Below are 23930 nucleotides of genomic sequence, written 5' to 3'. Positions count from 1 at the left end.
CGCTGATACGCGCCGAATAAAAAAATGGCGCCGCAAGCATTCTGCCTGCGGCGCCATTGCGTGGCGCTGCGACGGGAACGACCCGCCGCAGTCCGGCAGCGTGCTTACATCTGCACGGTGTCGGCCACTTCCTTGAAGTCTTCGATCTGGTCGAAGTTCATGTACTGGTAGATCTTGTCGCCGTTGGCGGTGAGCACGCCCATGTCGGCCATGTACTCGTCCTTGGTCGGGATCTTGCCCAGACGCGAGCAGATTGCCGCCAGTTCCGCCGAGCCGAGGTACACGTTCGTGTTCTTGCCGAGACGGTTCGGGAAGTTGCGGGTCGACGTCGACATGACCGTTGCGCCTTCGCGCACCTGTGCCTGGTTACCCATGCACAGCGAGCAGCCCGGCATTTCGGTACGCGCGCCGGCCGTGCCGAACACGCCGTAGTGACCTTCTTCGGTCAGCTGCTTCTGGTCCATCTTGGTCGGCGGGGCAACCCACAGCTTGACCGGGATGTCGCGCTTGCCTTCCAGCAGCTTCGACGCCGCACGGAAGTGACCGATGTTGGTCATGCACGAGCCGATGAACACTTCGTCGATCGTCGCTCCAGCCACGTCGGACAGCGTCTTCACGTCGTCCGGGTCGTTCGGGCACGCGACGATCGGCTCATGGATGTCGGCGAGGTCGATCTCGATGACGGCCGCGTAGTCGGCGTCGGCATCCGGCGACAGCAGTTGCGGGTCGGCCAGCCACTGCTCCATCGCCACGATGCGGCGCTGCAGGCTGCGCGGATCCTGGTAGCCCTGCGCGATCATCCACTTCAGCAGCGTGACGTTGCTGTTCAGGTATTCGATGATCGGTTCCTTGTTCAGGTGGACCGTGCAACCGGCGGCCGAACGCTCGGCGGACGCATCCGACAGCTCGAACGCTTGCTCGACCTTCAGGTCGGGCAGGCCTTCGATCTCGAGAATGCGGCCGGAGAAGATGTTCTTCTTGCCTTGCTTGGCGACCGTCAGCATGCCTTGCTTGATCGCGTACAGCGGAATCGCGTTGACGAGGTCACGCAGCGTGACGCCCGGCTGCATCTTGCCCTTGAAGCGGACCAGCACCGATTCCGGCATGTCCAGCGGCATCGTGCCGGTGGCGGCCGCGAACGCGACGAGGCCCGAGCCTGCCGGGAAGCTGATGCCGATCGGGAAGCGCGTGTGCGAATCGCCGCCGGTGCCGACGGTGTCGGGCAGCAGCATGCGGTTCAGCCACGAGTGGATCACGCCGTCGCCCGGACGCAGCGCGATACCGCCGCGCGTGCTGATGAAGTTCGGCAGCGTCTGGTGCGTCTTCACGTCGACCGGCTTCGGATAAGCGGCGGTGTGGCAGAACGACTGCATCACGAGGTCGGCCGAGAAGCCGAGGCACGCGAGATCCTTCAGTTCGTCGCGGGTCATCGGGCCCGTGGTGTCCTGCGAGCCGACCGAGGTCATCTTCGGTTCGCAGTACGTGCCCGGACGGACGCCCTGGCCTTCCGGCAGACCGCATGCGCGGCCGACCATCTTCTGCGCGAGCGAGAAGCCCTTGCCGCTGTCGGCCGGCTGGTGCGGCAGGCGGAACAGCGTCGACGGCGCGAGGCCCAGCGCTTCGCGTGCCTTCGCGGTCAGGCCGCGGCCGATGATCAGCGGAATGCGGCCGCCAGCGCGCACTTCGTCGAACAGCACGTCGGACTTGACCTGGAATTCGGCGATCACTTCGCCGTTCTTCAGCGCCTTGCCTTCATACGGGCGCAGTTCGACCACGTCGCCCATTTCCATCTGCGACACGTCGAGTTCGATCGGCAGCGCGCCGGCGTCTTCCATCGTGTTGTAGAAGATCGGGGCGATCTTGCCGCCGAGGCACACGCCGCCGAAGCGCTTGTTCGGCACGAACGGGATGTCTTCGCCGGTGAACCACAGCACCGAGTTGGTCGCCGACTTGCGCGAGGAGCCGGTGCCGACCACGTCGCCCACGTATGCGACCAGGTGACCCTTTTCCTTCAGCGACTCGATGAACTTGACCGGGCCGCGCTTGCCGTCTTCTTCCGGCGTGATGCCCGGGCGCGCGTTCTTCAGCATCGCCAGTGCGTGCATCGGGATGTCAGGGCGGGTGGTGGCGTCCGGGGCCGGCGACAGGTCGTCGGTGTTGGTTTCGCCCGTCACCTTGAACACGGTGACGGTCAGGCTTTGCGGTACTTCCGGACGGCTCGTGAACCATTCGGCGTCGGCCCAGCTTCGCAGCACGGCCTTCGCGTGCGCGTTGCCCTTGTCGGCGAGTTCCTTCACGTCATGGAACTGGTCGAACATCAGCAGGGTTTTCTTCAGCGCGTCGGCGGCGACGGCCGCGACTGCGTCGTCGGACAGCAGTTCGATCAGCGGCTGGATGTTGTAGCCGCCCAGCATCGTGCCGAGCAGTTCGGTCGCGCGCTCGCGCGAGATCAGCGGGCAGGCGGTCTCGCCCTTGGCCACGGCGGCCAGGAAGCCGGCCTTCACGCGGGCGGCTTCGTCGACGCCGGCGGGCACGCGGTAGGTGATCAGTTCGACCAGCGTCTGCTCTTCGCCGGCGGGCGGGTTCGTCAGCAGTTCCACCAGTTCGGCGGTTTGCTGAGCCGTCAGCGGCAGGGGAGGAATACCGAGCGCGGCGCGGGCGGCCACGTGAGCACGAAAGTTTTCAAGCATGGGGAGACCTGCTGATATGGCGTTTGAGGGGAAGGCCTTTCCGGCACTCCGAGGCTGTTCCAGGCACTGCTTTGAGCGGGATTCTAATCTCAATGCTCTGGAACGTCAAATGTCTTATGTCTTATATAAGAGTTATGGGGCAAGATGCGGAGGAGCACGGCCGCACGCGGGTGTTGGCCTTTCCGGGCGTGCGCCGGAGGCCGGCCTGCGCACCTTTGCGGGCAAGGTATCCCGCGTGGTTCTTGCGGTTGTCGGCTGGAAGGGGGCGATTTGCGGCGGGCCGCCCGGCTGCGGCCTGGCGGCGTCCGCTGGTGGTTGATTGGCCCTGTCGGGGCTGACTTTCGTGATGTGGAAAAGAGGCGGGCCGTGCGAGGCCGAGCGCGACGATGGCATGCCGTCAGCCAGGGAAGCCCTTGCTGTCGATTCCAGGGTCGACCAACCGGGTTCTCCGATTTTCGGTATCGCGGACGCGGTGACGCCGGTCGTATGGCGCGGCGAAAAGCGCTGGAGCTGCTTCCGGAACGGCGCGATGCTCCGGGCCGCCAGGACGGGCTTCGGAGGTGTCGTGCCGGCGACTTATCGGGACAACGAGATCGCGGTCGCGACATATCGCTACGGCAAAGGGCGCGTCGGGCTCGCCGGCCTGCACCCCGAAGCCGATGAAAGCGGGCATTGCCGGTGCCGTCTCGCGAACCCGGACGGCAATCCGCCGGACATGGCCTGCGGCCTGATGAACGCTACGATGAAGCGATGGCGGCGTGCGTCCTATCTCCGCTTCGCCCGATACGCGTCGAGATTCTTCCGCGCCTGCGCGCGGATCGCGCGTTGCACGAACGGTGTCCAGCCGAGCAGGGCGCCTTTCGGCCCAAGCGCCTGACGCGCCCAGCGCCACAGGTCGAAAGTGTCGCGATGCTCGGCGATGAGCCCGTCGCGGAACCGGAAACGCGCGTCGATCCGGTTGACGACCATGCGGCCGGTGGCCGAGAACCTGTAGTGCGCGACCCACTGCGCGCGCCCGGTCTGTTCGTCGGCGTCGACCTCGCCGAACGTCAACGAAAATTCCTGCGCACGCGCCACCAGCATGCGCCACATGTCGCGCGCGAGTTCGCCGCGCAGCTCGCCGAACGCGGGATCGCTGAAGACGATGTCGTCGGCATAGCAGGCGAGCATCGCGTCGACGTCGCGCTGCTGGAAGGCCGTGTAGAAGCGCTGGATCAGATCGGTGTTGGGATGACTCATCTTTTGATTGGCTGTCGTTGTAGATGAAGCGGCGTCTCGACGCGATGGCCCGATGATATCGGGCAAGCCACTGTATCGGAAATCGAACAGGCGCTGCGCGACGTGAGCGGTAGAACCGCACGCGATGCCGGTTTCGACCCGCCGGTGTGTGCGGTTCCGCCTTCGGTGCAAGGCGACGATCGCAGCGAGTACATGAACCACGACGCGTACGAGATCGTCGGCGACATGCCGGTTCATGTCGGCGGCACGTGCTGCATCGGCCCGCTGGTCGACGGGTTGGGCGGTTAGGGCAAGGATGGCCTGATGGCTCGGAAGTCGATGCGCCTTCCCCGCAACGATACGGACCGCGAGCAGACGTTCAGCGCGAACGGCGTCTGAACCGCGACCTCCGTCGCAACGTCGATCGAAACAACGACGGTAAACAGCGGGAGCTGAAATGGGCGCTTGCGGCTTCGGTTCAGGCGTTTTGACTTGAGCGCGACTGGAGTGTCACCGGATTCGCGTCACCGGTTCGCCAATGCGACGCCCTGATTGCCTCGCCCGGTCACCAGGCAACCCGACATGAACGCCTCGCCCTGGCTGCTGGCGGCTGCTTCGCCGAAGCCGCGGCCGAGCGCGTCGGCCTTCACCTGCGCGGCGCCCTGTTCGCATGCAAGCGGGCTGGCGTCGCGGCCCTGCGCATGCAGGATCGCGCGATCGGCAATGAGATATGCCAGCAGCGCGAAAACAGCGATATGTACGGCTCGTCTCATGGTTCGTCTCCTCGTCGCTCAAGCGTAACGCGGACACGTTCGGCGAAGCACTTGGGGGTTCCCCCGGTAAACGTCTGCTGAATCGATGGCGAGGCGGCGTGATCCTGTCCCGCTTTTCGTGCTTCGCGTGCAAACGGAAGGAGGCTTTCAGGCAGGCGGCAGGCAGCCGAGGGGTGGCACGCAGCGCGGCAATCGCGCGACGGGATTCAGCACGACAGGCACGTGATTCGCGCGAGTTTGACGAATGTCAGGGTACGGGCAGGCGGGGACGGTCGCGCTGCCGCTCAAAGCGATAGCATGAATGCATGATTTGACGGAATGCGATGGCGGATGAATGCATCGGTTCCGGCAAGCAGGTGCGTGTTGAACATCGCTGTCGAAATAGTGAGGAATCCAAATGTTGAACGTCTCTTCCGTCCTGATCAGTCTCGCTCCGATGTGGGCAATCCTGCTGGTTGCGTCTTCGGCGGCCGCCTATTTCGTGTTCTGGCGCAAGGTCATCGAATAAGCGCGGCGCGACGGGCGGTACGCGTGCGATGTGCAACACGCACACGTACTGCGCCGCTCATTCGTCCGTCGCCGCTGCAAGCCTGCGGCCCGTTACGCGATCGACCGTCGACGCGTCGACGCACTGCCGCGCATCGTCCCCGTCATTGCACGGCCGTCACCGGCACATTCGAAATCCGTACCAGCCGGCCCATCACGCTGCGGCGAAACATCGACATCAGCGCATGGAGCGGATCGCGCCTCGGCCCGACGACCACGATCTCATCGCATCCGGTCTCGGCTGCCACGGCCGCGATCGTATCGGCCACCGGGCCGACTTTCATCACGATGCTGTACTTGACGCCGGCTTCCCGCAGAATCCGCTCCGCCACGGCCAGATCGTCGGACGCGAACTTCTCCTCGATCGCGCGCAGCCGCGACAGCGGGTGATAGGCCTCGAGCCGCGTCGACTCGAGCGGCGCCTGAACGTTGATCAGCACGATCTCCGACGCGCACCGCTCGCGATACAGGAATGTCGCGTGGCGAACTGCCTGAAGCGAGCGGGGCGAGTGGCCGACCGGAACCAGCAGCTTGAGCATGAACGATGTCCAGGGAACGGGATGCTTCCAGCGTAGCGCGCGGCCGGAACGAGCAATCTAAAGAGATCGGGCGGTCGCGTAAAAATGTCGTTAACGCGTGCCGCCTCGTGTCGCGCCTATTAGAAATATAAGAAATTTAAGTTTATGCGCATAAACGATTTCATCGATCGGGGTGGCGTGGGCGGCCCGGCACGCGTCGCGTCGATTTAGTCGGATCCGCAATGAATCGCCGCGGAAAATATCGGAGGTCGCCGAATCGGCGTCGCGTAGAGTAGAGCATCGGCCGCGGCGCGGCCCCTCCCGGCTGGCTCGGGAGCGACCGCCGCCACGCGGCCCGCCATTCCATTCCGATTTCAGGAGACTCCGCATGCCGCACGGCGCCCCGCAGCTTCTCGCTCCCGCTTCCGTCCCCGTCGACCCGATCGTGCGCCTGTCGGCCGGCGAGCTCGCGTCGGCGATCCGCAGCAAGGCGGTTTCGTGCGTCGAGACGATGCGCGCGTATCTCGACCACGTCGAGCGCGTGAACGGCGCGGTCAACGCGATCGTCGCGTTGCGCGATCGCGATGCGCTGCTCGCCGAAGCCGCGGAAAAGGATGCCGCGCTGGCGCGCGGCGAGTACCACGGCTGGATGCACGGGATGCCGCAGGCGCCGAAGGATCTGGCGATGACGAAGGGGCTGCGGACCACCTACGGCTCGCCGATCTTCCGCGAGAACGTGCCGCAGGCCGATTCCGTCGGCGTCGCGCGGATGCGCGCGGCCGGCGCGATCTTCATCGGCAAGACCAATACGCCGGAGTTCGGGCTCGGTTCGCACACGTTCAACGAGGTTTATGGTGCGACGCGCAATCCGTACGACCTGACGAAGAGCGCGGGCGGCAGCAGCGGCGGTACGGCGGCGGCGCTCGCGTCGCGGATGCTGCCGGTGGCGGACGGCAGCGATTTCGGCGGCTCGCTGCGCAATCCGGCCGCGTTCTGCAATATCTACGGCTTCCGCCCGTCGCAGGGGCGCGTACCGCGCTGGCCGGGCGTCGACGTGTTTGTGCAGCAGCTCGGCATCGAAGGGCCGATGGGCCGCACGGTCGGCGACGTCGCGCAGTTGCTCGCGATCCAGGCCGGCTACGACCGCAACGATCCGCTGTCGCTTGCCGAAGATCCGGCTGTGTTCGCGCAGCCGCTCGACGCGGACCTGCGCGGCAAGCGCATCGCGTGGGTCGGCGACTGGAACGGTTATCTCGCGACCGAGGCCGGCGTGCTCGCGCAGTGTGAACAGGGGCTGGCGACGTTGCGCGAGATCGGCTGCGACGTCGATGCCGCGCTGCCGGCGTTCGCGCCCGACCGGATCTGGCGCCTGTGGCTCGCGCACCGGCACCTGCTGTCCGGCGGCGGGCTGCTCGCGCACTATCGCGACCCGGCGCGCCGCGCGCTGCTGAAGCCCGAGGCGATCTACGAGGTCGAAGGGCTGCTTGCGATGCAGGGCGCGGCCGTGTTCGACGCGAGCGTCGAGCGCACCGCGTGGCACCAGGCCGTGCTGAGCTTCTTCGATCGCTACGATTTCATCGCGGCGCCGACCGCGCAGGTGTTCCCGTTCGACGTCGACCAGCGCTGGCCGAAGGAGATCGCGGGCCGCGAGATGGATACTTACCACCGCTGGATGGAAACGGTCGTGCCGTGGACGCTGGCCGGCTGCCCGGTGATCAACGTGCCGGTCGGCTTCAACGACGCGGGGCTGCCGATGGGGATGCAGCTGATCGGGCGTCCGCGCGCCGATCTCGCCGTGTTGCAGCTCGCACGCGGCTACGAGCAGGCGGCCGACTGGGTCGGCCAGCGGCTGCCGGCGTGGATGGCTGCGTAAGGTCGCGGCCGGCCGGTAGCCGGTAGCGGGGTGGCGAAACGGGCGGCGGCGGGCCGCCCGTTTTGTTTTGATCTCCGAATGTGATGTTTATCGGTGTTCGGCACCCGGCACCCGGCACCCGGCACCCGGCACCCGGCACCCGGCACCCGGCACCCGGCATCCGGCATCCGGCATCCGGCACCCGGCATCCGGCATCCGGCACCCGGCACCCGGCACCCGGCATCCGGCATCCGGCACCCGGCACCCGGCATCCGGCATCCGGCATCCGGCACCCGGCATCCGGCATCCGGCATCCGGCACCCGGCACCCGGCATCCGGCATCCGGCGTCCGGCATCCGGCACCCGGCATCCGGCATCCGGCATCCGGCATCCGGCATCCGGCATCCGGCACCCGGCATCCGGCATCCGGCATCCGGCACCCGGCACCCGGCATCCGGCATCCGGCGTCCGGCACTCAGCACTCAGCACTCAGCACGCCGGTGACGAACGCGTTTTCTGTCCGCGATGCGTTTGCGGTACCGCTCGCAAAGCCCGAAACCCGCCTTCATTGATGCCACCGGAGAACGAATTCCGGCACACGCCTGATATCGCTCAGCAATCGCGGACGAATCCGCCCGACAGGGTCCGTCGTGCGCGGAATTGCAAGCGGCCGCGCGGCGCGATTTCGTTTCGATGTGTTTCAGTCGTTGCGGCGGCGCGCGACGCGCTTCGACAATATCGGCCTCGATCATTCCGGCACGAGGGAAAACACATGAAGCACATTCGCGCGACGGGCAGGCACCTGGCCTCGGCAGGCATCGCATTCGGCATCCTGGTGAGCGGCGCCGCGCACGCGCAGCTCGACCTGCAGTCGCTCGGCGCGTCGCTGCTCGGCGGCGGCCAGCAGCAGGCGGCACCCGCGCAGGGCGGCGTCGCGCAGTTGCTGCAGGCGTATGTCGGTGCGAACCAGCAGGTGCTGTCCGGCCAGTCGTCGCTTGCGTCGGCGATGGGGCTCACCGGCGCGGCCGGGCAGGCGCAGCAGGCCGCGGGCCAACTGGCCGGCGGCAACGCACTGACGCCGGCCGCGCTGTCGCAGATGGGCGGCGCGCAGCAGTCGGTGTCGCAGGCGCTCGGCCAGGCATTCGCGAGCGGCGGCGCGTCGCATGGCCCGATCGACAAGCAGGCGTTCAGCAACGGCCTCGCGTCGCTCGGCCAGGGGCTCACGCAGTATTCGCAACTGCAGTCGGGGCTCGGCAATCTCGGTTCGACCAGTGCCGCTTCGCTGCTGCAATCGGGCCTGAATCCGCAGAACATGCAGGCCGCGTCGTATATCGCGCAAAGCGCGCCCGGCCAGTTGCAGTCGCTCGCGGCGACGCTCAGCCAGGCCGTGCAGTTCGCGACCAGCCAGGGCATTTCGGTGCCGTCGGTCGCGTCGTCTGCGCTGAAGCTGCTGCCGTAACGTTGCGCGGGGCTGCGCGCGGTGCGGTGCCGGCATCGCGCGCGACGACGGGCAATCGCCCTGCACAACATGGGGATTTCGCACGATGCTATCGTGGCGTGTCCCTTTTATCGGTGCAGGTTCATGACTGACTCGTTCGACCTCTCGCGCTATTTCTCCCGCATCGGCTACGACGGCCCGGCCGAGCCGACGCTCGACGTGCTGCGCCGGCTGCATCTGCTGCACCCGCAGGCGATTCCGTTCGAAAACCTCAATCCGCTGACCGGCGCGCGCGTCGCGCTCGACCTGCCCGCGATCGTCGACAAGGTGATCGGGCGCCGCCGCGGCGGCTACTGCTTCGAACTCAACAAGCTGTTCTACACCGCGCTCACGACGATCGGTTTTCGCGTGACGCCGCTGATTGCGCGCGTGCGCTGGATGCGGCCGCCCGAGATCGTCACCGCGCAGACGCACATGCTGCTGCGCATCGATCTCGACGGCGCGGTCTGGCTCGCGGACATCGGCTTCGGCAGCGCGACGCTGACCGCGCCGCTGCATTTCGTGCCGGGCGAGCGGCAACTGACGCCGCACGGCGCGTTTCGCGTCGTCGACGCGCCGGTCGACGGCGAATTCGACATGCAGTTCGAGATCCCCGACGGCTGGCAGACCACCTATCGTTTCTCGCTGAAACCGGCCGAGTGGATCGATTACGACGCCGCGAACTGGTTCACGTCGACGTATCCCGAATCGATCTTCGTGAACGACCTGATCGCGTGCCGCGTGCTGCCGGACGGCCGCGCGGCGCTGCTCAACACCGCACTGACGCTGCGCGACGCGGCGGGGGCCGGGCGCACCGTCACGTTCGACGACGCGGTCGCGTGGGGCGCGTGCCTGCGCGACACGATCGGCATCGATACGGCAGGGTTCGATCTCGACGCGCTGTTTGTGCGGCTGGCGGCGCGCGCGGCGAAGTAACGACGCGAACCCGCGAGGTTCGAGCAGGCGGCCCGCGCGGCGGGCCGCGCCCGGGCAAGACATCCCGCTCGCCATCGATCGTATTTGACAATTGCTATTTTGCTAGCATACTAGCATCCATGACCGACGAAGAAGTGAAGCAATTCAACGTGTACCTGCCGCTCGGCCTGATCCGGCAGGTCAAGCATCGCGCCATCGAAACGGAGCAATCGCTGTCCGCGCTGGTGGCCGACGCGTTGCGCGCGTACCTGGCCGCGCCGCAGCCGGGCGCGGGGCCGTCCACCGAGGAGGAGTGACATGTCATCCGAGCGAATCGAAGCCGTGTACCTGACGACGCACAACTGGGGCAAGTCGGCGAAGTTCTTCCAGGCGCTGGGCTTCACGCTGGAATTCGAAACCGATCACAACTCGGGCCAGCTTCGCAGCGGCGACGGCCCATTTCTGTTCATCGCCGAAGTGCCGCCGGACGAGACGCCCGACATGCAGGTCGTGCTCAAGGTGCCCGACGAGCAGGCGGTGCGGCCGCAGCCGATCGTCGATGTCGTCACGCCGTTCGAGGATACGCACTGGGGCACGCGCGACATGACCGTGCGCGACCCGGACGGCCGCGTGTGGCGCCTGCAGGCGCCGGGCAAGCAGGGTGCGTGAGGCCGCCATGAGCGATACCCGCGAAGATGCCCCCGACAGCACCGCCGCACGCGTTGCGTTGTGGCGCGCGCTGCACGTCGAACTCGACGCGCCGCCGCACGTGCTCGCCGACGAAGTCGGGCTTCAGCTTCTCGCGCCGGCACCGGGCTGGCAGCAGCGCGGCGACATGGATCCGCAATTCACGCGGCCGTTTCGCGCGTCGATCGTCGCGCGGGCGCGCTTCATCGAGGATCTCGTGGTCGAGCAGGCTGGGCGCGGCGTGAGCCAGTACGTGATCCTCGGCGCGGGCCTCGACAGCTTCGTGCAGCGCCGGCCCGACATGGCGTCGCGCGTGACCGTCTTCGAAGTCGACCCGCCCGCGCCGCAGGCATGGAAGCAGCGCCGCCTGATCGAGCTCGGCTTCGGCGTGCCCGACTGGCTGCGTTTCGTGCCGGTCGATTTCGAGGCGAAGCAGTCGTGGCGCGACGCGCTCGTCGGCGCGGGCTTCGATGCCGGCAAGCCGGCGGTCGTGGTGTCCACCGGCGTCAGCATGTACCTGACGCACGAAGCGAACGCGGCCGCGCTGCGCGAAGTCGCGTCGCTCGCGCCGGGCTCGACGCTTGCGATGACGTTCCTGCTGCCGCTGGAGAACGCGGATCCGGACGTGCGCCCGGGGCTCGAAATGGCTGCGAAGGGCGCGCGCGCGAGCGGCACGCCGTTCATCAGCTTCTTCATGCCGGCGCAGATCCAGGCGCTCGCGCTGGAGGCTGGCTTTGCGACGGCCGCGCACGTGTCGGCGGCGGCGCTGACGCGCCGCTATTTCGCCGATCGTACGGACGGCCTGCGGCCGCCGAACAACGCGGAAGAACTGCTGGTCGCGACGGTCTGACCCGTCACGCGCGTTCGAGCACGGCCATCTCCCGCACGATCACGAGCAGCACCGCGAGGCTGGCGCCGCCCGACGCGCGCAGGTCCGCGAGCAGGTGCTCGTAGCGCGCGAGCGCGGCTTCGCGGCGCTCGCGCCACGCGCCGACGATCGTCTCCGGCGTGGTGGAATCCGGCGATTCCGCGAGCGCGCTCGTCGCGAGCGTGCGCTTCAGGCGCGCGATTTCCGCGAGTGCGGCGGCACGCGCGAGCATGTCCCAGTGCGTCGGCGTCGGCAGGGTCGCCGCGCGTTCGCCGATCCATCCGTAGTTGAGCAGCGTGCCGAGCGAGAAATAGACGCCCGCGACGAGTTCGAGGCTGCGGTTGCAGGTCGCGGCCACTTCGGCGATGTCGAGCAGCGCGGCCGAGATGTCGCCGCTCGCGACGCGCACCGCGAGCGCGCTGTCGACGCCGGCTTCGACCAGCACGCGCTGCCGCTCCGACAACGCATCGAGCGCGTCGGCCGGCAGCAGCGACGGCAGTTGCGGCGCGAGCCGCTGCGCGGCGTCGCGGCAGCGCGCGATCAGCTCGGCGACGCCTCCGTCGGCCACCGCGCCGGACTGCAGATGCCGCAGGAACCACAGCGCCGCGCGCTCCAGCAGCCGCGCGACGTCGACGAACATGCGCGCCTGCACGTCGTCGGCGACGCGGTTGTCGAGCGCGTCGATGTCGCGCCATACCGCATCGAGGTCGAACACGTCGCGCGCCATGATGCACGCGCGCACGATGTCGCCGGGCTTCGCGTCGGTTTCCTCCAGCAGCCGGTGAACGAACGCGCAGCCGACGCGATTGACGAGCGCATTGGTCAGGTGCGTCGCGAGAATTTCGCGGCGCAGCGGATGGCGGCGCATCGGTTCGCTGAAGCGTTGCTGCAGCGGTGTCGGGAAGTAGTCGACGAGCATCGCGGCGACGAGCGGATCTTCCGGCACGTCGGATTCGAGCAGCGCGTCGTAGAGCCACATCTTGCTGTACGCGAGCAGCACCGCGCGCTCCGGCGACGTGAGGCCGAGCTTCGCGGCTTGCCGTTCGGCGACTTCGTCGTCGGTCGGCAGGAATTCGATCACGCGGTTCAGGCGGCCCGCGCGTTCGAGCCAGCGGATCAGGCGCGCCTCGGCGTCGAGCAGCTCGACGGCATAACGGCCCGCGATCGACAGCGCCTGCGTCTGGTAATAGTTGTCGCGCAGCACGAGCAGCCCGACTTCGTCGGTCATCTCCGCGAGCAGCGCGTTGCGCTGCTTCTCGGTCATCTCGCCGTCGGAGACGACGAGCCCGAGCAGGATCTTGATGTTGACTTCGTGATCCGAACAATCGACGCCGGCGGAGTTGTCGATCGCATCGGTGTTGATGCGGCCGCCGCGCTGCGCGAACTCGATGCGGCCGAACTGCGTGCAGCCGAGGTTGCCGCCTTCGCCGACCACCTTGCAGCGCAGGTCCGCGCCGTTCACGCGCACCGAGTCGTTCGCGCGGTCGCCGACCTGCAGGTGGGTTTCGCGCGCGGCCTTCACGTAGGTGCCGATGCCGCCGTTGTACAGCAGGTCGACCGGCGCCTGCAGGATCGCGCGGATCAGCTCGGTCGGCGGCAGCGCGGGCGCGTCGATCCCGAGCGCGGCCTGCACGGCCGGCGACAGCGGGATCGTCTTCGCGGTGCGCGGGTACACGCCGCCGCCCGCCGAAATCGCGGCCGGATCGTAGTCGGCCCAGCTCGACCGTTCGAGCGCGAACATGCGCTCGCGCTCCGCGAAGCTGGCTGCCGGATCGGGGTTCGGGTCGAGGAACACGTGCCGGTGATCGAACGCGGCGACGAGCCGGATATGCGGCGACAGCAGCATCCCGTTGCCGAACACGTCACCCGACATGTCGCCGACGCCGACCACCGTGAAGTCGGTCGTCTGCGTATCGATGCCCATCTCGCGGAAGTGCCGCTTCACCGATTCCCACGCGCCGCGCGCGGTGATCGCCATCTTCTTGTGGTCGTAGCCGACCGAGCCGCCGGACGCGAACGCGTCGTCGAGCCAGAAGCCGTATTCGTGCGAGATCGCGTTCGCGTAGTCGGAGAAGGTGGCCGTGCCCTTGTCCGCGGCGACGACCAGATACGGATCGTCGGCGTCGTGCCGCACGACGTCGGGCGGCGGCACGATTGCATTGCCGGCCAGGTTGTCGGTCAGGTCGAGCAAGCCGCGCAGGAACGTCTGGTAGCACGCGATGCCTTCGCGCATCCACGCCTCGCGATCGCTCGGCGGCGGCGGGTTCTTCACGACGAAGCCGCCTTTCGAGCCGACCGGCACGATCACGACGTTCTTCACCATCTGCGCCTTCATCAGCCCGAGCACCTCGGTGCGGAAATCCTCGCGGCGATCCGACCAGCGCAGGCCGCCGCGCGCGACGCGCCCGCCGCGCAGGTGCACGCCCTCGACACGCGGCGAATACACCCAGATCTCGAACATCGGCTTCGGTTCGGGCAGGCCCGGCACTTTCGCCGGATTGAACTTGAACGACAGGTACGGCTTCGATTCGCGGTTCGCGTCGAGCAGGAAGTAGTTCGTGCGCTCGGTCGCGTTGATCACGCCGAGGAACTGGCGCAGGATGCGGTCCTCGTCGAGGTTCGGCACCTGGTCGAGCGCACCTTCGATTGCTTTCAGCAGCCGTTCGGCCTGCACGTCGCGCGTGTCGCCGGTGCGCGGATCGAAGCGCACCAGGAACAGCTCGACGAGTTGCCGCGCGATCGCCGGATTGCCGGTCAGCGCGCGCTCGATGTACGCGTCGCTGAACGTCGAGCCGACTTGCCGCAGGTATTTCGCATACGCGCGCAGGATCGTCACTTCGCGCGCGCTCAGGTGCGCGCGCAGCACGAGGCGGTTGAAGTCGTCGTTCTCGATCCGGCCGCTCCAGATCAGGTCGAACGCATCCTCGAACAGGCCTTTCACGCGCTCGATGTCGAACTCGGTATCGTCGGCGAGTTCGAGCCCGAAGTCGTGCACCCACGCGTGTGCGGCGTCCTGCGTCTGGATCCGGTACGGCCGCTCCTCGTCGACGCGCACGCCGAGATGTTCGAGCATCGGCAGGCTGCGCGACAGCGCGATCGGGTCGCCCGCGCGATAGACCTTGAAGCGGAACGCGCGTGCCTCGGCCTCGATCGGCCGGTACAGGTTCATCGCGAGCTGGCCCGATTCCTTCACGCGCTCGATCAGCTCGATGTCGCGCACGGCCGTGCGCGCCGGATAGTCGTCGCGATAGCCGGCCGGGAACGAGTCGGCATAGCGCTGCAGCAGGCGGTTGCCTTGCTCTTCGCCGAACGCGTCGAGCAGCGCGTCGGCGAGATCGTCCTGCCAGCGGCGCGCCACCTGCACGAGCCGCGTCTCGAGCTCGCGCGTGTCGACGTCGGGCATCGTGCCCGGTTCCGCGTGCACGACGAAATGAATGCGCGCGATCGCCGATTCCGACAGCAGCGGCGTGAATTCGACGTTCACGCCGTTGTATGCGTCGACGAGCAGCTTCGCGATGCGGCGGCGCAGGTCGGTGTTGTACTTGTCGCGCGGCACGAACACGAGGCACGACACGAAGCGGTCGAACCGGTCGCGGCGCACGAACAGGCGCGTGCGCTGGTGTTCCTGCAGCCGCAGGATGCCGAGCGCGATGTCGTAGAGCTGATCTTCGTCGGCCTGGAACAACTCGTCGCGCGGATAGGTTTCGAGCACCGTCACGAGCGACTTGCCGAGATGCCCCTTCGGCAGGAAGCCCGCGCGCCGCACGATGTTCGCGCACTTGCGGCGCACGATCGGGATCTCGGCGCTCGACACCATGTACGCGGTCGACGTGTAGAGCCCGATGAAGCGGCGCTCGCCGGTGACCTTGCCGTCGGCGCCGATGAGCTTCACGCCCACATAGTCGAGATAGCCCGGCCGGTGCACGGTCGCGCGCGAATTCGCCTTGGTCAGGAAGATCGGCCAGGAGCCGGTGATGATGTCGGCGGCGGCCGGCGGCAGCGGCGTCACGTCGGGCGCGCCCGACGTGCGCAGCGATTCGCGCAGGATGCCGAGGCCCGTCCCCTCGATGCCGCGCAGGCCGAAGCCGGTGCCGTCCGACACCAGCGCGTAGTCGCGGTGGCCGAGGAACGTGAAGTGATCGGCGGCCATCCATTCCAGGAACGCGCGCGCCTCGATGTCTTCCGCGGTCGATTCGCGCGCCTTCATCTCCTTGATCGTCGCGCGCGCGATGTCGACGATCTTCGGCCAGTCTTCCACCGATGCGCGCACGTCGCCGAGCACGTGCGCGATGTCGTTGCGCAAGGTGTTGAGCAGCGCGGCATCGCCGCAGCGATCGACTTCGAAATGGATGAACGATGCGAGTTGCGACTGGCCGTCGCCGGGCGTCGCGCCGCCCGCGTCGACGCGCTCGATGCCGCCGTTCGCGCCGCGCCAGATGCGGAACACGGGGTGCAGCGCCGAATGCAGCGCGAGCCCGAGGCGGTTGACGGCCATCGTCACCGAGTCGACGAGGAACGGCATGTCGTCGTTGACGATCTCGATGACCGTGTGGTCCGAGTGCCAGCCGTGCTGTTCGAGGATCGGGTTGTACACGCGCAGCCGCTCGCTGCCGGGCACGTATTTCTGGGCGGTCTGCCAGTGCGCCATCGCGGCGCCGTACAGGTCGGCGATGCCGCGGTTCTCGAGATCGTCGGCGTCGACGAAATCGTAGTAATGACGCAGGAAAGGTTCGACGATCCGGAACGTGGCTTCGGGCAAGCGCCCGCGCGCGAATTCGACGACGTCGGAGAGCAGGTGTGCGACGACTTCCTCGTTCTTCGCTTCCATGGCGGTCTCCCGGGTGGCCATTGGCTGCTGCGTCTGTCCGGCATTATGCGCCGATTGCGTGTGACAAAGCGATGTGCGGGCGCACAACGGGAGGGCGCGTGAAGCGGGAGTCGGCAGCGCCCGTGGCGCGGCGCTGCAGCGTATGACTCAGCGCGGTGCTGGCGGCGCCGAAGCGACGCCGGTTTTCACGCTCAGCGTTCGTCGCTCCACAGCTTCCCGGCCGTCGCCCAGTTCTCTTTCTTCACATCGGTGAGGATGATGTCGACCGAGCCCGGCGTGCAGCCGAGCGTCTCGCACGTGACGCGCGTGATCGCCTCGACGAATTCGCGCTTCTGTTCGACGGTGCGGCCTTCGAACAGCTGGATATTGAAAGTCGGCATGACGGGTGCTCCGGTTGAGGTTGAACGATTCGACGGTATGAGGGGACGGCGTCAGTCGCGATACGACGGATCGATCCGGTCCAGCCTGCGCAGCAGCGCCGGCCATTCCAGTTCGCCTTCGATCGCGCCGCCGTCGCGCAGTTGTTCGGCGGTTCGGTCGGCGACGGCCGGGTCGGGCAGCACGAGCGGCCCGCCGCCCGCCTGCGCACGCACCTGGATGTCGCACGCCTTGATCAGCGTATCCATCAGCACATAGGCTTCGGCGACGGTGCGGCCGACCGTCAGCGTCCCGTGGTTGCGCAGCAGCATCGCGGATTTCGCGCCGAGGCTTGAAGTAAGCCGCGCGCCTTCGGCCGGCGAGAACGCGAGCGCCTCGTAGTCGTGGTACGCGAGGTCGCCGTGAAAGCGCAGCGCGTGTTGCGATGCGGGCAGCAACCCGTCGCGCTGGATCGACACCGCGATGCCGGCCGTATTGTGCAGGTGCATCACGCACACGGCGTCGGCGCGCGCCGCGTGCACGGCCGCGTGCAGCGCGAAGCCCGTCACGTTGACAGCGTGCTCGCTGTCGCCGATCCGGTTGCCGGCCAGGTCGATCTTCACGAGGTTGGATGCGCGGACCTCGTCGAACGTGAGGCCGAACGGGTTGATCAGGAAGTGGCCGGGCTCGCCGGGCACGGTCGCGGAAAGATGCGTGTAGATCAGGTCGTCCCAGCCGTTCAGCGCGACGAGCCGATACGCGGCGGCGAGGTCGACGCGCAGCCGGCGTTCGGCGTCCGAGATCGGGCCGCCGGGTTTCACGGCATCAGGACGGTGTGCGAATGACGACATCGGGTTCTCCGAGGGTGAAGCGCCGCGCGACGGCCACCGTGACCCACGACGCGAGCGCGAACGGCGCCGTGAATGCGGGGAGGCCCGCGCGCGTCGCGAGCCATTGGATCAGCGCGGCGAGTGCGGCGGCCGCGAACGCCGCGCGCGGGCCGCGCGACATCAACGCGAGCGCGGCGAGCGCGCCGTTGAAGCCGAGCAGGCCGTCGGCGAACGACGTGCCGTTCGCGCCGAGCGCGAGCAGCAGCACGGTCGACACGATGGCGCCGCCGAGCGCGCATGCGGCCGAGCGGCGCGATGCGACCGCGATGCCGGCGACGATCAGTGCGCCGGCCCACGCGCCTTGTGCGAAGGTGGTCTGCGCGACGCCCGAGAGCAGCGCGTCGACGACGGAAGACGGTGTCAGTGTCGCGCCAACCGTGGCGCCGCTCGCATGCTGCAGCGCGACAAACGGCAGCCACAGTGCGGTAACGGCGAGGCACGGGCTCGAATACGGGCATTGGCGCCAGCGCGCGAGCGGCACTCGCATCGCGCGTTGCACGAGTGCCGAGCCGATCGCGACCAGCGGCACCAGCGCGACGGCTGCGAGCGAATCGGGCGCGAACAGCACCGCGATCAGTGCGGCGAGCGCACCGTTGAAGCCGTGCAGCCCCTGTTCGACGTCGCGGCGCTCGGCGCCCGTCAGCACGGCCGTCATGCTGGCGGCGGCCGAGCCGAGCAACGCCGCGGACGCGAGCCGCAGGTCGGTCAGCGCCAGCGCGGCGAGCAGCAGCGCGCCGGTCAGCGTATTCGCCTGCAGTACGATCTGCCCGATGCCGCGCAGCAAAATGCGCAGGTCGATCGACGGCGAAGCGGAGCGGGCGGTAGGCATGGCGGCGGCGTAACAGGACGAGCCGCGAGCATAGGACACAATCCTATGCACCGGAATAGGGAATCCTGGATAGTCAGGATTTGTGTTCGGTGCCCCAGAATGGGGAACGGGTATGTTTGACCGGGGCTAAGTTAACGTTTTTTTGTGCGTGACCTGCTTTGTTAGCGAATTTGGATATCGGCTGGCGTTTTCGTTACGGGACTTGTACAACGATGCCCCGAATCGGGGAAACCGGGAGGCGGAAAGATGCGTGAAGTGCGTTGGGCGTCGCTCGAGGGCGACGGGGTCGAACATCTGACGTTCGACCGGAGCGGCGGCGGGATCGTCGTCGAAAGCGCGGTGGTCGGCCAGCGTTACGGCCGCGCATACGGGCTCGCGTATCGCGTCGAGTGCGATCCGCACTGGCGCGTGACATACGCGGTGCTCAAGGTGATGGGCGGCGGCACGCTCGAACTGCGCGGCGACGGCGCAGGCCACTGGCAAGACGGCGCGGGCCGCGCGCTACCCGAGCTCGACGGTTGCATCGACATCGACATCGCCGCGACGCCGTTCACGAATTCGCTGCCGATCGGCCGCCTCGGGCTCGCGCGCGGCGAGCGGCGGCCGATCGACGTCGCGTATATCTCGACGCCGGACCTGACGGTCACGCCGGTCAAGCAGGCTTACGCGTGCATCGAGCCTGGCCGGCACTACCGCTACGAAGGGATCTTCCGGAATTTCACGGCCGAGATGGACATCGACGACGACGGACTCGTCGTCGACTACGAGACGCTGTTCAGGCGCCTGCCGGCACCGACCGGGCGCTGAACCGCGGCGTTCGCGACCGGCGGCCGCTCCTGCGCGGACGCGAAGCGGTCGATCCGCGACGCGATCATGTCCGGATGGCGCAGCACGATCCAGTGCGTGCCGTCGATTTCCTCGCGCACGTGGTCGCCGAGCCAGCGGTCGAGGTCGACCGACATCTCGGGCGTCACGTAGCGATCGCGCACCGGTACCAGGATCTGCACGGGTGCTTGCGCATACCGCTCGCGCGGCTTGCGCGCCCGTGCGATGAAATTCGCGCGGTACAGCTTCAGGCCGTTCAGCGCATTCTTCAGTTGCACCGGATCGCGCTCGGCGCGCACGCGTTCGGTGAGCTGCAGCCAGCGCGGCCACAGCGCCGCGCCGCAGAGCCGCCACACCAGCGACGGCACGAGCGGCAGGTGGAAGAACGCGATGTACCACGACTTCAGGCTCTGCTTGAGCCGCAGCTTCGCGCGGAACACGTGATCGAGGCACGGGCCCGAGATCGACGTGTACGACGCGATCCGGCCGCGGAACGCGGGGTCGGTCACGGCCTCCCAGCACTGGATCGAGCCCCAGTCGTGGCCGACGAGGTGGAACGGCCGGCCGCCGCAGGTCGCGTCGGCCACCGCCTTCAGGTCGTCGGCGAGCCGCGCGAGCGTGTAGTCGGCGCGGCGGCGCGGCGCATCGGACGCGCCGGCGCCGCGCACGTCGTACGCGATCACGCGGTAGCGCTTCGCGAGCCGCGCGCGGATCGGCGCCCACACGGCCGCCGAATCGGGGTAGCCGTGCACGAGGATCAGCGGCGGCGCCCGACGCGAGCCGCTTGCGTAGACGGCGAGTTTCACGTCGCCGGACTGGACGGTCAGCATCTCGTGTGCGCGCGCCATGGCGTCATGCCTGAGGAACCGGGTGCAGCGGCACGCGGCGCGGAGCGGCCTGCGCCGCGTAGCGCGCGTTGGTCGCGTCGATGTTCTCGAGCAGCGTGTCGAGCCCCTGCAGGTACTGGTGGTTGTCGTGGTCCCACGGGTGGAACCCCGGGCGGAAGTAGTCGAGCCATTCGCGCGCGATGCTCGGGAACACGCCGTGCTTCGGGCCGTACAGGTACTTCACGAGACGCCACATGCCGCCGAACTTGCCGTGTTCGCGACGGTGCGCGCGCATCAGGCGCACGTGGAAGTCGAACACGATCGCCCAGAAGAACACGGTCGTCGTCAGCATCGTGCCCGTGCGCAGCAAGTAGCTGCCAAGGCCGGGCTTCATCACGGCGGTCCATACGTCGTACGACACGGCCTTGTGCTCGGTTTCCTCCATCGCATGCCACATCCACATCTGCTGGTAGCCTTCGACCGATCCGTCGATGCGGTGCTCGTGGCCCGACAGCAACTGGTTTGCGAGGATCGCCGTGTAGTGTTCGAGCGCGATGGTGATCGCGAGCTGCATCGAATGCGGCAGCGCCTTCTTGAACCAGCCGAGGATCGTCCACAGGCGCTTGTCGAGCTTGTGCGCGGGCAGGCCCGACGCCTGCAGCAGGTCGTTGTATTCGATGTGTTCGCGCGTGTGCATCGCTTCCTGGCCGATGAAGCCGAGCACCTGCTTCTTCAGCTCCGGATCCTCGATCCGGTCGCGGTAGTTGCGCACCGAATCCATGAAGAAGCGTTCGCCGGCCGGGAACAGCAGCGACAGCGCGTTCATGAAGTGCGTGACCGGTACGCCCTGTACATGCCAGTCCTTCGCGTGTTCGGGCGGCAGCGCGAAACGGATGTCGCGCCGCACCGGCATCATGTTCGGGGTCGTCATGATTGTTCTCCTCCCTGATTACCTGCGTTGTTGTAGGTGGCGTGCAGCGGGGCGGGCGCCGGCGTGCCGCGTGCGGCGTCGCGGCGGGCTCTCGCGGCCTCGCGGCGCGTCGCGAGCACGACGAGCGCCTGGTACGCGGACGGCAGGACGCGCGCCATCCAGTCGCCGGCCTTCGCGTCGCGGCCGATCAGCACGCGGCGCCTGTTCTTGCGCACGCCGGCGAGGATCGTGCGCGCGGCGTCGTCGGCGGTCGTGATGAAGAACTTCTCGAACGTGTCCCGGCCTTGTTGTTCGCTCGCGACCATGAAGCCGACCATGTTCTTCGACACGCGGCTGGCCTGCGCGATGTTCGTGCGGATGCCGCCCGGATGCACGCAGGTCGCCGACACGCCGCACTTCATCATGTCGAGTTCCTGGCGCAGCGATTCGGTGAAGCCGCGCACCGCGAACTTCGTTGCGTTGTAGCCGCTCATGCCCGGTTGCGCGAAGATCCCGAACAGGCTCGACGTGTTGATCACGTGGCCGTCGCCCGACGCCTCCAGGTGCGGCAGGAAGGCCTTCGTGCCGTGCACGACGCCCCAGAAGTTGATGTTCACGATCCACTCGAGATCGCTGTATTCCATCCCTTCGATCGTGCTCGACAGCGCGACGCCCGCGTTGTTGAAGATCAGGTTGACCTTGCCGTGTTCCTTCGCGGTGTCGTCCGCCCACGCGACCATCGCGTCGCGCTCGCCGACGTCGAGCACGCGCGTCGACACGCGCACGTTCGGCGCGATCGCGCGGACGATCCGTTCGGTTTCGGCGAGGCCGACGCCGTTCTTGTCGGCGAGCGACACATGGCAGCCGGCCTGCGCGAGCTGGATCGCGAGCGAGCGGCCCATGCCCGAGCCGGCACCCGTGATCGCGGCGACCTTGTTGGCGAAATCTCTCATGTCGTTGGCTCCTTGTCTGGCTCAGGCCGCTTCGGCGGAAGTGGAAGCGGAAGCGGCGGGCGCGGCGACGGGCCGCGCGATCGTGTCGTGCGGTGCGCGATACGCGTGGTAATCGGCGATCGAGAAGCGTGCGGTCGCCTGGCGGAAGCGCCACGTGAAGCCCGGCCACAGCGTCGTGTTCTTGCCCGTGCGCGGGTCGAGGTACCAGCTCTTGCAGCCGCCCGTCGACCAGATCGCTTTCTTCAGCTTGCCCTGCAGGTCGCTGTTGAACTGCGCCTCGACGAGCGGGCGCACCTCGATCGCATCCGCGCGCTCGCGGTGCATCGCCTGCAGCGCGCCGAGGATGTATTCGATCTGCGACTCGATCATGAACACCATCGAGTTGTGGCCGAGACCCGTGTTCGGGCCGACGATCATGAAGAAGTTCGGGTAGCCAGGCAGCGTCGAGCCGAGATACGCGTGCGCGCCGTCGCGCCATGCGTCGACGATGTCGAGGCCGCCGCGGCCGATGATCGCGCCGCGCGGATACGGATCGGCGACCTGGAAGCCGGTGCCGTAGATCAGGCAGTCGACTTCATGGCGTTGGCCGTCGGTCGTGACGATCGCGTCGGCTTCGATATGGTCGATGCCGGTCGTGATCACGTCGACGTTCTTGCGCGACAGCGCCGGGTAATAGTCGTTCGAGATCAGCACGCGCTTGCAGCCGAGCGTGTAGTTCGGCGTGACGGTCTTGCGCAGCTCCGGATCGGGAATCTGCTTGCGGATGTGGCGCAGCGCAAGCTTCTGCACGTTCTTCATCAGCGACGGATGGATCGCGAAGCCGAGCACGCGCGATTCGAGCATCCAGTAGATGCCGCTGCGCACGGCCTTCTGCGTGAACGGCAGCGTGCGGAACAGCCATTTCTCGAACCCGGTCAGGTTGCGGTCGGGCTTCGGCATGATCCACGGCGGCGTGCGCTGGAACAGCGCGAGCTCCTTCACGCGCGGCGCGATCTGCGGCACGAACTGGATCGCGCTCGCGCCGGTGCCGATCACCGCGACGCGCTTGCCTTCGAGCGCGTAGTCGTGATCCCACTGCTGCGAATGGAATGCGCGGCCCTGAAAATTCTCGACGCCGGGAATCGCCGGCAGCGCGGCGCGCGACAGGCCGCCCATCCCCGACACCAGTACACGCGCGGACAGCCGCTTGCCGTTCGCGAACGTGAGGCGCCAGCGCTGCGCGGCTTCGTCGTACTCGGCGCGCTGCAGCTCGTGGTTCAGGCGCAGGTGCGGGCCGATCCCGAAGCGCTGCACGCAGTCTTCCAGATACGCGCGGATCTCCGGCTGCGGCGCGAACATGCGCGTCCAGCGCGGGTTCGGCGCGAACGAGAACGAATAGACGTGCGATTGCACGTCGCATGCACACCCGGGGTAATGATTGTCGCGCCACGTGCCGCCGACCGACGCGGCCTTCTCGAGGACGACGAAGTCGGTCACGCCTGTTTGCCGCAGGCGGATCGCCATCCCGAGACCGGCGAAGCCGGTGCCGATGATGGCGATGTCGATGGTTTCGTCCAGGCCGTCGTGGCCGGGCGGACCGAAAGGCAACGTGCGAGCATTCATCCGGGTGTCTCCGATTTGGCTCATTTTTTAATGTTACATTGGTTGATGTAACGATAGTGGGTGAGCCCGGAAACCGCAAGAGGCTAGAAGCGGCGCTCTAAGGGCCGGAAACCAGACGGGAAAAGGCTGAGCGGGGTTTGGAACGGGCCGGTTTCCGCATGGCGGAATTCACGGAAAGGCCCGTCGATGGGGCAAGAGAAGCGGTGGACGAGACCGCCGGCGCGCGGCGGTCTGTTTGAAACAGAATCAGGGGCGGATCGATCGGGCGGTCGTCTCATGGAAAACCCCGGCAGAGCGCTTTCGCGGCAGTGGTGCCTTACGGCAACCGTACTTGCCCGCCGCAAGTGTACGGGAGGCGCTTTTCA

At 67.5% G+C, this 23930-nt stretch carries 19 protein-coding genes; 7 read left to right on the top strand and 12 right to left on the bottom strand.

Annotated features, from left to right (window positions below; translation table 11 throughout):
- Nucleotides 1–104: 104 nt before the first annotated feature.
- The 4 genes from acnB to LXM88_RS24810 form a co-directional block, all read right to left on the bottom strand.
- The gene (gene acnB, locus LXM88_RS24825) at nt 105–2690 is read right to left on the bottom strand and encodes a bifunctional aconitate hydratase 2/2-methylisocitrate dehydratase (protein WP_262545129.1); all 2586 of its coding nucleotides are present in this window, start codon (nt 2688–2690) and stop codon (nt 105–107) included.
- Between the two features lie 765 nt (nt 2691–3455).
- On the bottom strand, nt 3456–3929 hold the full coding sequence (locus LXM88_RS24820) for a nuclear transport factor 2 family protein (RefSeq protein WP_262546918.1): 474 nt from the start codon (nt 3927–3929) through the stop codon (nt 3456–3458).
- 503 nt (nt 3930–4432) lie between these two features.
- Nucleotides 4433–4681 (bottom strand): adhesin, encoded by a 249-nt coding sequence (locus LXM88_RS24815; RefSeq protein WP_262545127.1) that lies wholly within the window; start codon nt 4679–4681, stop codon nt 4433–4435.
- 650 nt (nt 4682–5331) lie between these two features.
- Nucleotides 5332–5766, bottom strand: coding sequence for a universal stress protein (locus tag LXM88_RS24810; protein ID WP_262545125.1), 435 nt, complete (start codon nt 5764–5766; stop codon nt 5332–5334).
- A gap of 367 nt (nt 5767–6133) precedes the next feature.
- Here LXM88_RS24810 and LXM88_RS24805 point away from each other — a divergent pair, with 367 nt between their 5' ends.
- The 6 genes from LXM88_RS24805 to LXM88_RS24780 all read left to right on the top strand — a co-directional run bounded on the left by LXM88_RS24805 (nt 6134) and on the right by LXM88_RS24780 (nt 11526).
- Nucleotides 6134–7618 carry an amidase gene (locus LXM88_RS24805; RefSeq protein WP_262545123.1) on the top strand — a complete coding sequence of 495 codons (1485 nt, stop codon included), beginning with the start codon at nt 6134–6136 and terminating at the stop codon, nt 7616–7618.
- Between the two features lie 751 nt (nt 7619–8369).
- Nucleotides 8370–9056 carry a hypothetical protein gene (locus LXM88_RS24800; protein WP_047902948.1) on the top strand — a complete coding sequence of 229 codons (687 nt, stop codon included), beginning with the start codon at nt 8370–8372 and terminating at the stop codon, nt 9054–9056.
- 123 nt (nt 9057–9179) lie between these two features.
- A complete protein-coding gene (locus LXM88_RS24795; RefSeq protein WP_262545121.1) occupies nt 9180–10010 on the top strand; it encodes an arylamine N-acetyltransferase family protein in 831 nt (276 codons plus the stop codon).
- 119 nt (nt 10011–10129) lie between these two features.
- On the top strand, nt 10130–10306 hold the full coding sequence (locus tag LXM88_RS24790) for a ribbon-helix-helix domain-containing protein (RefSeq protein WP_262545120.1): 177 nt from the start codon (nt 10130–10132) through the stop codon (nt 10304–10306).
- A 1-nt stretch (nt 10307) separates the two neighbouring features.
- Nucleotides 10308–10658, top strand: coding sequence for a VOC family protein (locus LXM88_RS24785; RefSeq protein WP_262545119.1), 351 nt, complete (start codon nt 10308–10310; stop codon nt 10656–10658).
- Nucleotides 10659–10665: 7 nt separating this feature from the next.
- Complete coding sequence (locus LXM88_RS24780) at nt 10666–11526, top strand: class I SAM-dependent methyltransferase (protein ID WP_262545117.1); 861 nt, start codon at nt 10666–10668, stop codon at nt 11524–11526.
- 4 nt (nt 11527–11530) lie between these two features.
- Here LXM88_RS24780 and LXM88_RS24775 read toward each other — a convergent pair whose 3' ends face one another.
- From LXM88_RS24775 to LXM88_RS24760, 4 genes are all read right to left on the bottom strand, one after another.
- A complete protein-coding gene (locus LXM88_RS24775) occupies nt 11531–16372 on the bottom strand; it encodes an NAD-glutamate dehydrogenase (RefSeq protein WP_262545115.1) in 4842 nt (1613 codons plus the stop codon).
- A gap of 191 nt (nt 16373–16563) precedes the next feature.
- On the bottom strand, nt 16564–16752 hold the full coding sequence (locus LXM88_RS24770) for a 4-oxalocrotonate tautomerase (RefSeq protein WP_114179581.1): 189 nt from the start codon (nt 16750–16752) through the stop codon (nt 16564–16566).
- 51 nt (nt 16753–16803) lie between these two features.
- Complete coding sequence (locus LXM88_RS24765; RefSeq protein WP_262545112.1) at nt 16804–17580, bottom strand: class II aldolase/adducin family protein; 777 nt, start codon at nt 17578–17580, stop codon at nt 16804–16806.
- Nucleotides 17555–18448, bottom strand: a complete 894-nt coding sequence (locus LXM88_RS24760) for an urea transporter (RefSeq protein WP_262545111.1) — start codon at nt 18446–18448, stop codon at nt 17555–17557. The genes LXM88_RS24765 and LXM88_RS24760 overlap by 26 nt, the downstream gene beginning before the upstream one ends.
- Nucleotides 18449–18694: 246 nt before the next feature.
- Here LXM88_RS24760 and LXM88_RS24755 point away from each other — a divergent pair, with 246 nt between their 5' ends.
- Entirely contained in the window at nt 18695–19255 is a 561-nt protein-coding gene (locus LXM88_RS24755; RefSeq protein WP_262545110.1) for a putative glycolipid-binding domain-containing protein, read from the top strand.
- Here the strand turns inward: LXM88_RS24755 and LXM88_RS24750 are convergent.
- The 4 genes from LXM88_RS24750 to LXM88_RS24735 are packed head-to-tail and all read right to left on the bottom strand — an operon-like array spanning nt 19210 to nt 23565.
- Entirely contained in the window at nt 19210–20121 is a 912-nt protein-coding gene (locus LXM88_RS24750; protein ID WP_262545108.1) for an alpha/beta fold hydrolase, read from the bottom strand. The genes LXM88_RS24755 and LXM88_RS24750 overlap by 46 nt on opposite strands.
- A 4-nt stretch (nt 20122–20125) precedes the next feature.
- Entirely contained in the window at nt 20126–21031 is a 906-nt protein-coding gene (locus tag LXM88_RS24745) for a metal-dependent hydrolase (protein ID WP_262545106.1), read from the bottom strand.
- The gene (locus tag LXM88_RS24740; protein ID WP_262545104.1) at nt 21028–21963 is read right to left on the bottom strand and encodes an SDR family NAD(P)-dependent oxidoreductase; all 936 of its coding nucleotides are present in this window, start codon (nt 21961–21963) and stop codon (nt 21028–21030) included. The genes LXM88_RS24745 and LXM88_RS24740 overlap by 4 nt, the downstream gene beginning before the upstream one ends.
- A 21-nt stretch (nt 21964–21984) precedes the next feature.
- Nucleotides 21985–23565, bottom strand: a complete 1581-nt coding sequence (locus LXM88_RS24735) for a flavin-containing monooxygenase (protein WP_262545102.1) — start codon at nt 23563–23565, stop codon at nt 21985–21987.
- Nucleotides 23566–23930: the final 365 nt, after the last annotated feature.

This window comes from Burkholderia sp. S-53 (assembly GCF_025560745.1).
In the GTDB taxonomy this organism is placed as follows: Bacteria; Pseudomonadota; Gammaproteobacteria; order Burkholderiales; family Burkholderiaceae; genus Burkholderia; species Burkholderia pyrrocinia.
Note: the sequence above shows the minus strand (reverse complement) of the source record. Positions and strands in the feature narration are given on the sequence as shown.

What these genes read in the sequence shown, in the direction of transcription:
- acnB (WP_262545129.1), bottom strand. Translation starts at nt 2,690, where the DNA reads ATGCTTGAAAACTTTCGTGCTCACGTGGCCGCCCGCGCCGCGCTCGGT.
- LXM88_RS24820 (WP_262546918.1), bottom strand. Translation starts at nt 3,929, where the DNA reads ATGAGTCATCCCAACACCGATCTGATCCAGCGCTTCTACACGGCCTTC.
- LXM88_RS24815 (WP_262545127.1), bottom strand. Translation starts at nt 4,681, where the DNA reads ATGAGACGAGCCGTACATATCGCTGTTTTCGCGCTGCTGGCATATCTC.
- LXM88_RS24810 (WP_262545125.1), bottom strand. Translation starts at nt 5,766, where the DNA reads ATGCTCAAGCTGCTGGTTCCGGTCGGCCACTCGCCCCGCTCGCTTCAG.
- LXM88_RS24805 (WP_262545123.1), top strand. Translation starts at nt 6,134, where the DNA reads ATGCCGCACGGCGCCCCGCAGCTTCTCGCTCCCGCTTCCGTCCCCGTC.
- LXM88_RS24800 (WP_047902948.1), top strand. Translation starts at nt 8,370, where the DNA reads ATGAAGCACATTCGCGCGACGGGCAGGCACCTGGCCTCGGCAGGCATC.
- LXM88_RS24795 (WP_262545121.1), top strand. Translation starts at nt 9,180, where the DNA reads ATGACTGACTCGTTCGACCTCTCGCGCTATTTCTCCCGCATCGGCTAC.
- LXM88_RS24790 (WP_262545120.1), top strand. Translation starts at nt 10,130, where the DNA reads ATGACCGACGAAGAAGTGAAGCAATTCAACGTGTACCTGCCGCTCGGC.
- LXM88_RS24785 (WP_262545119.1), top strand. Translation starts at nt 10,308, where the DNA reads ATGTCATCCGAGCGAATCGAAGCCGTGTACCTGACGACGCACAACTGG.
- LXM88_RS24780 (WP_262545117.1), top strand. Translation starts at nt 10,666, where the DNA reads ATGAGCGATACCCGCGAAGATGCCCCCGACAGCACCGCCGCACGCGTT.
- LXM88_RS24775 (WP_262545115.1), bottom strand. Translation starts at nt 16,372, where the DNA reads ATGGAAGCGAAGAACGAGGAAGTCGTCGCACACCTGCTCTCCGACGTC.
- LXM88_RS24770 (WP_114179581.1), bottom strand. Translation starts at nt 16,752, where the DNA reads ATGCCGACTTTCAATATCCAGCTGTTCGAAGGCCGCACCGTCGAACAG.
- LXM88_RS24765 (WP_262545112.1), bottom strand. Translation starts at nt 17,580, where the DNA reads ATGTCGTCATTCGCACACCGTCCTGATGCCGTGAAACCCGGCGGCCCG.
- LXM88_RS24760 (WP_262545111.1), bottom strand. Translation starts at nt 18,448, where the DNA reads ATGCCTACCGCCCGCTCCGCTTCGCCGTCGATCGACCTGCGCATTTTG.
- LXM88_RS24755 (WP_262545110.1), top strand. Translation starts at nt 18,695, where the DNA reads ATGCGTGAAGTGCGTTGGGCGTCGCTCGAGGGCGACGGGGTCGAACAT.
- LXM88_RS24750 (WP_262545108.1), bottom strand. Translation starts at nt 20,121, where the DNA reads ATGGCGCGCGCACACGAGATGCTGACCGTCCAGTCCGGCGACGTGAAA.
- LXM88_RS24745 (WP_262545106.1), bottom strand. Translation starts at nt 21,031, where the DNA reads ATGACGACCCCGAACATGATGCCGGTGCGGCGCGACATCCGTTTCGCG.
- LXM88_RS24740 (WP_262545104.1), bottom strand. Translation starts at nt 21,963, where the DNA reads ATGAGAGATTTCGCCAACAAGGTCGCCGCGATCACGGGTGCCGGCTCG.
- LXM88_RS24735 (WP_262545102.1), bottom strand. Translation starts at nt 23,565, where the DNA reads ATGAATGCTCGCACGTTGCCTTTCGGTCCGCCCGGCCACGACGGCCTG.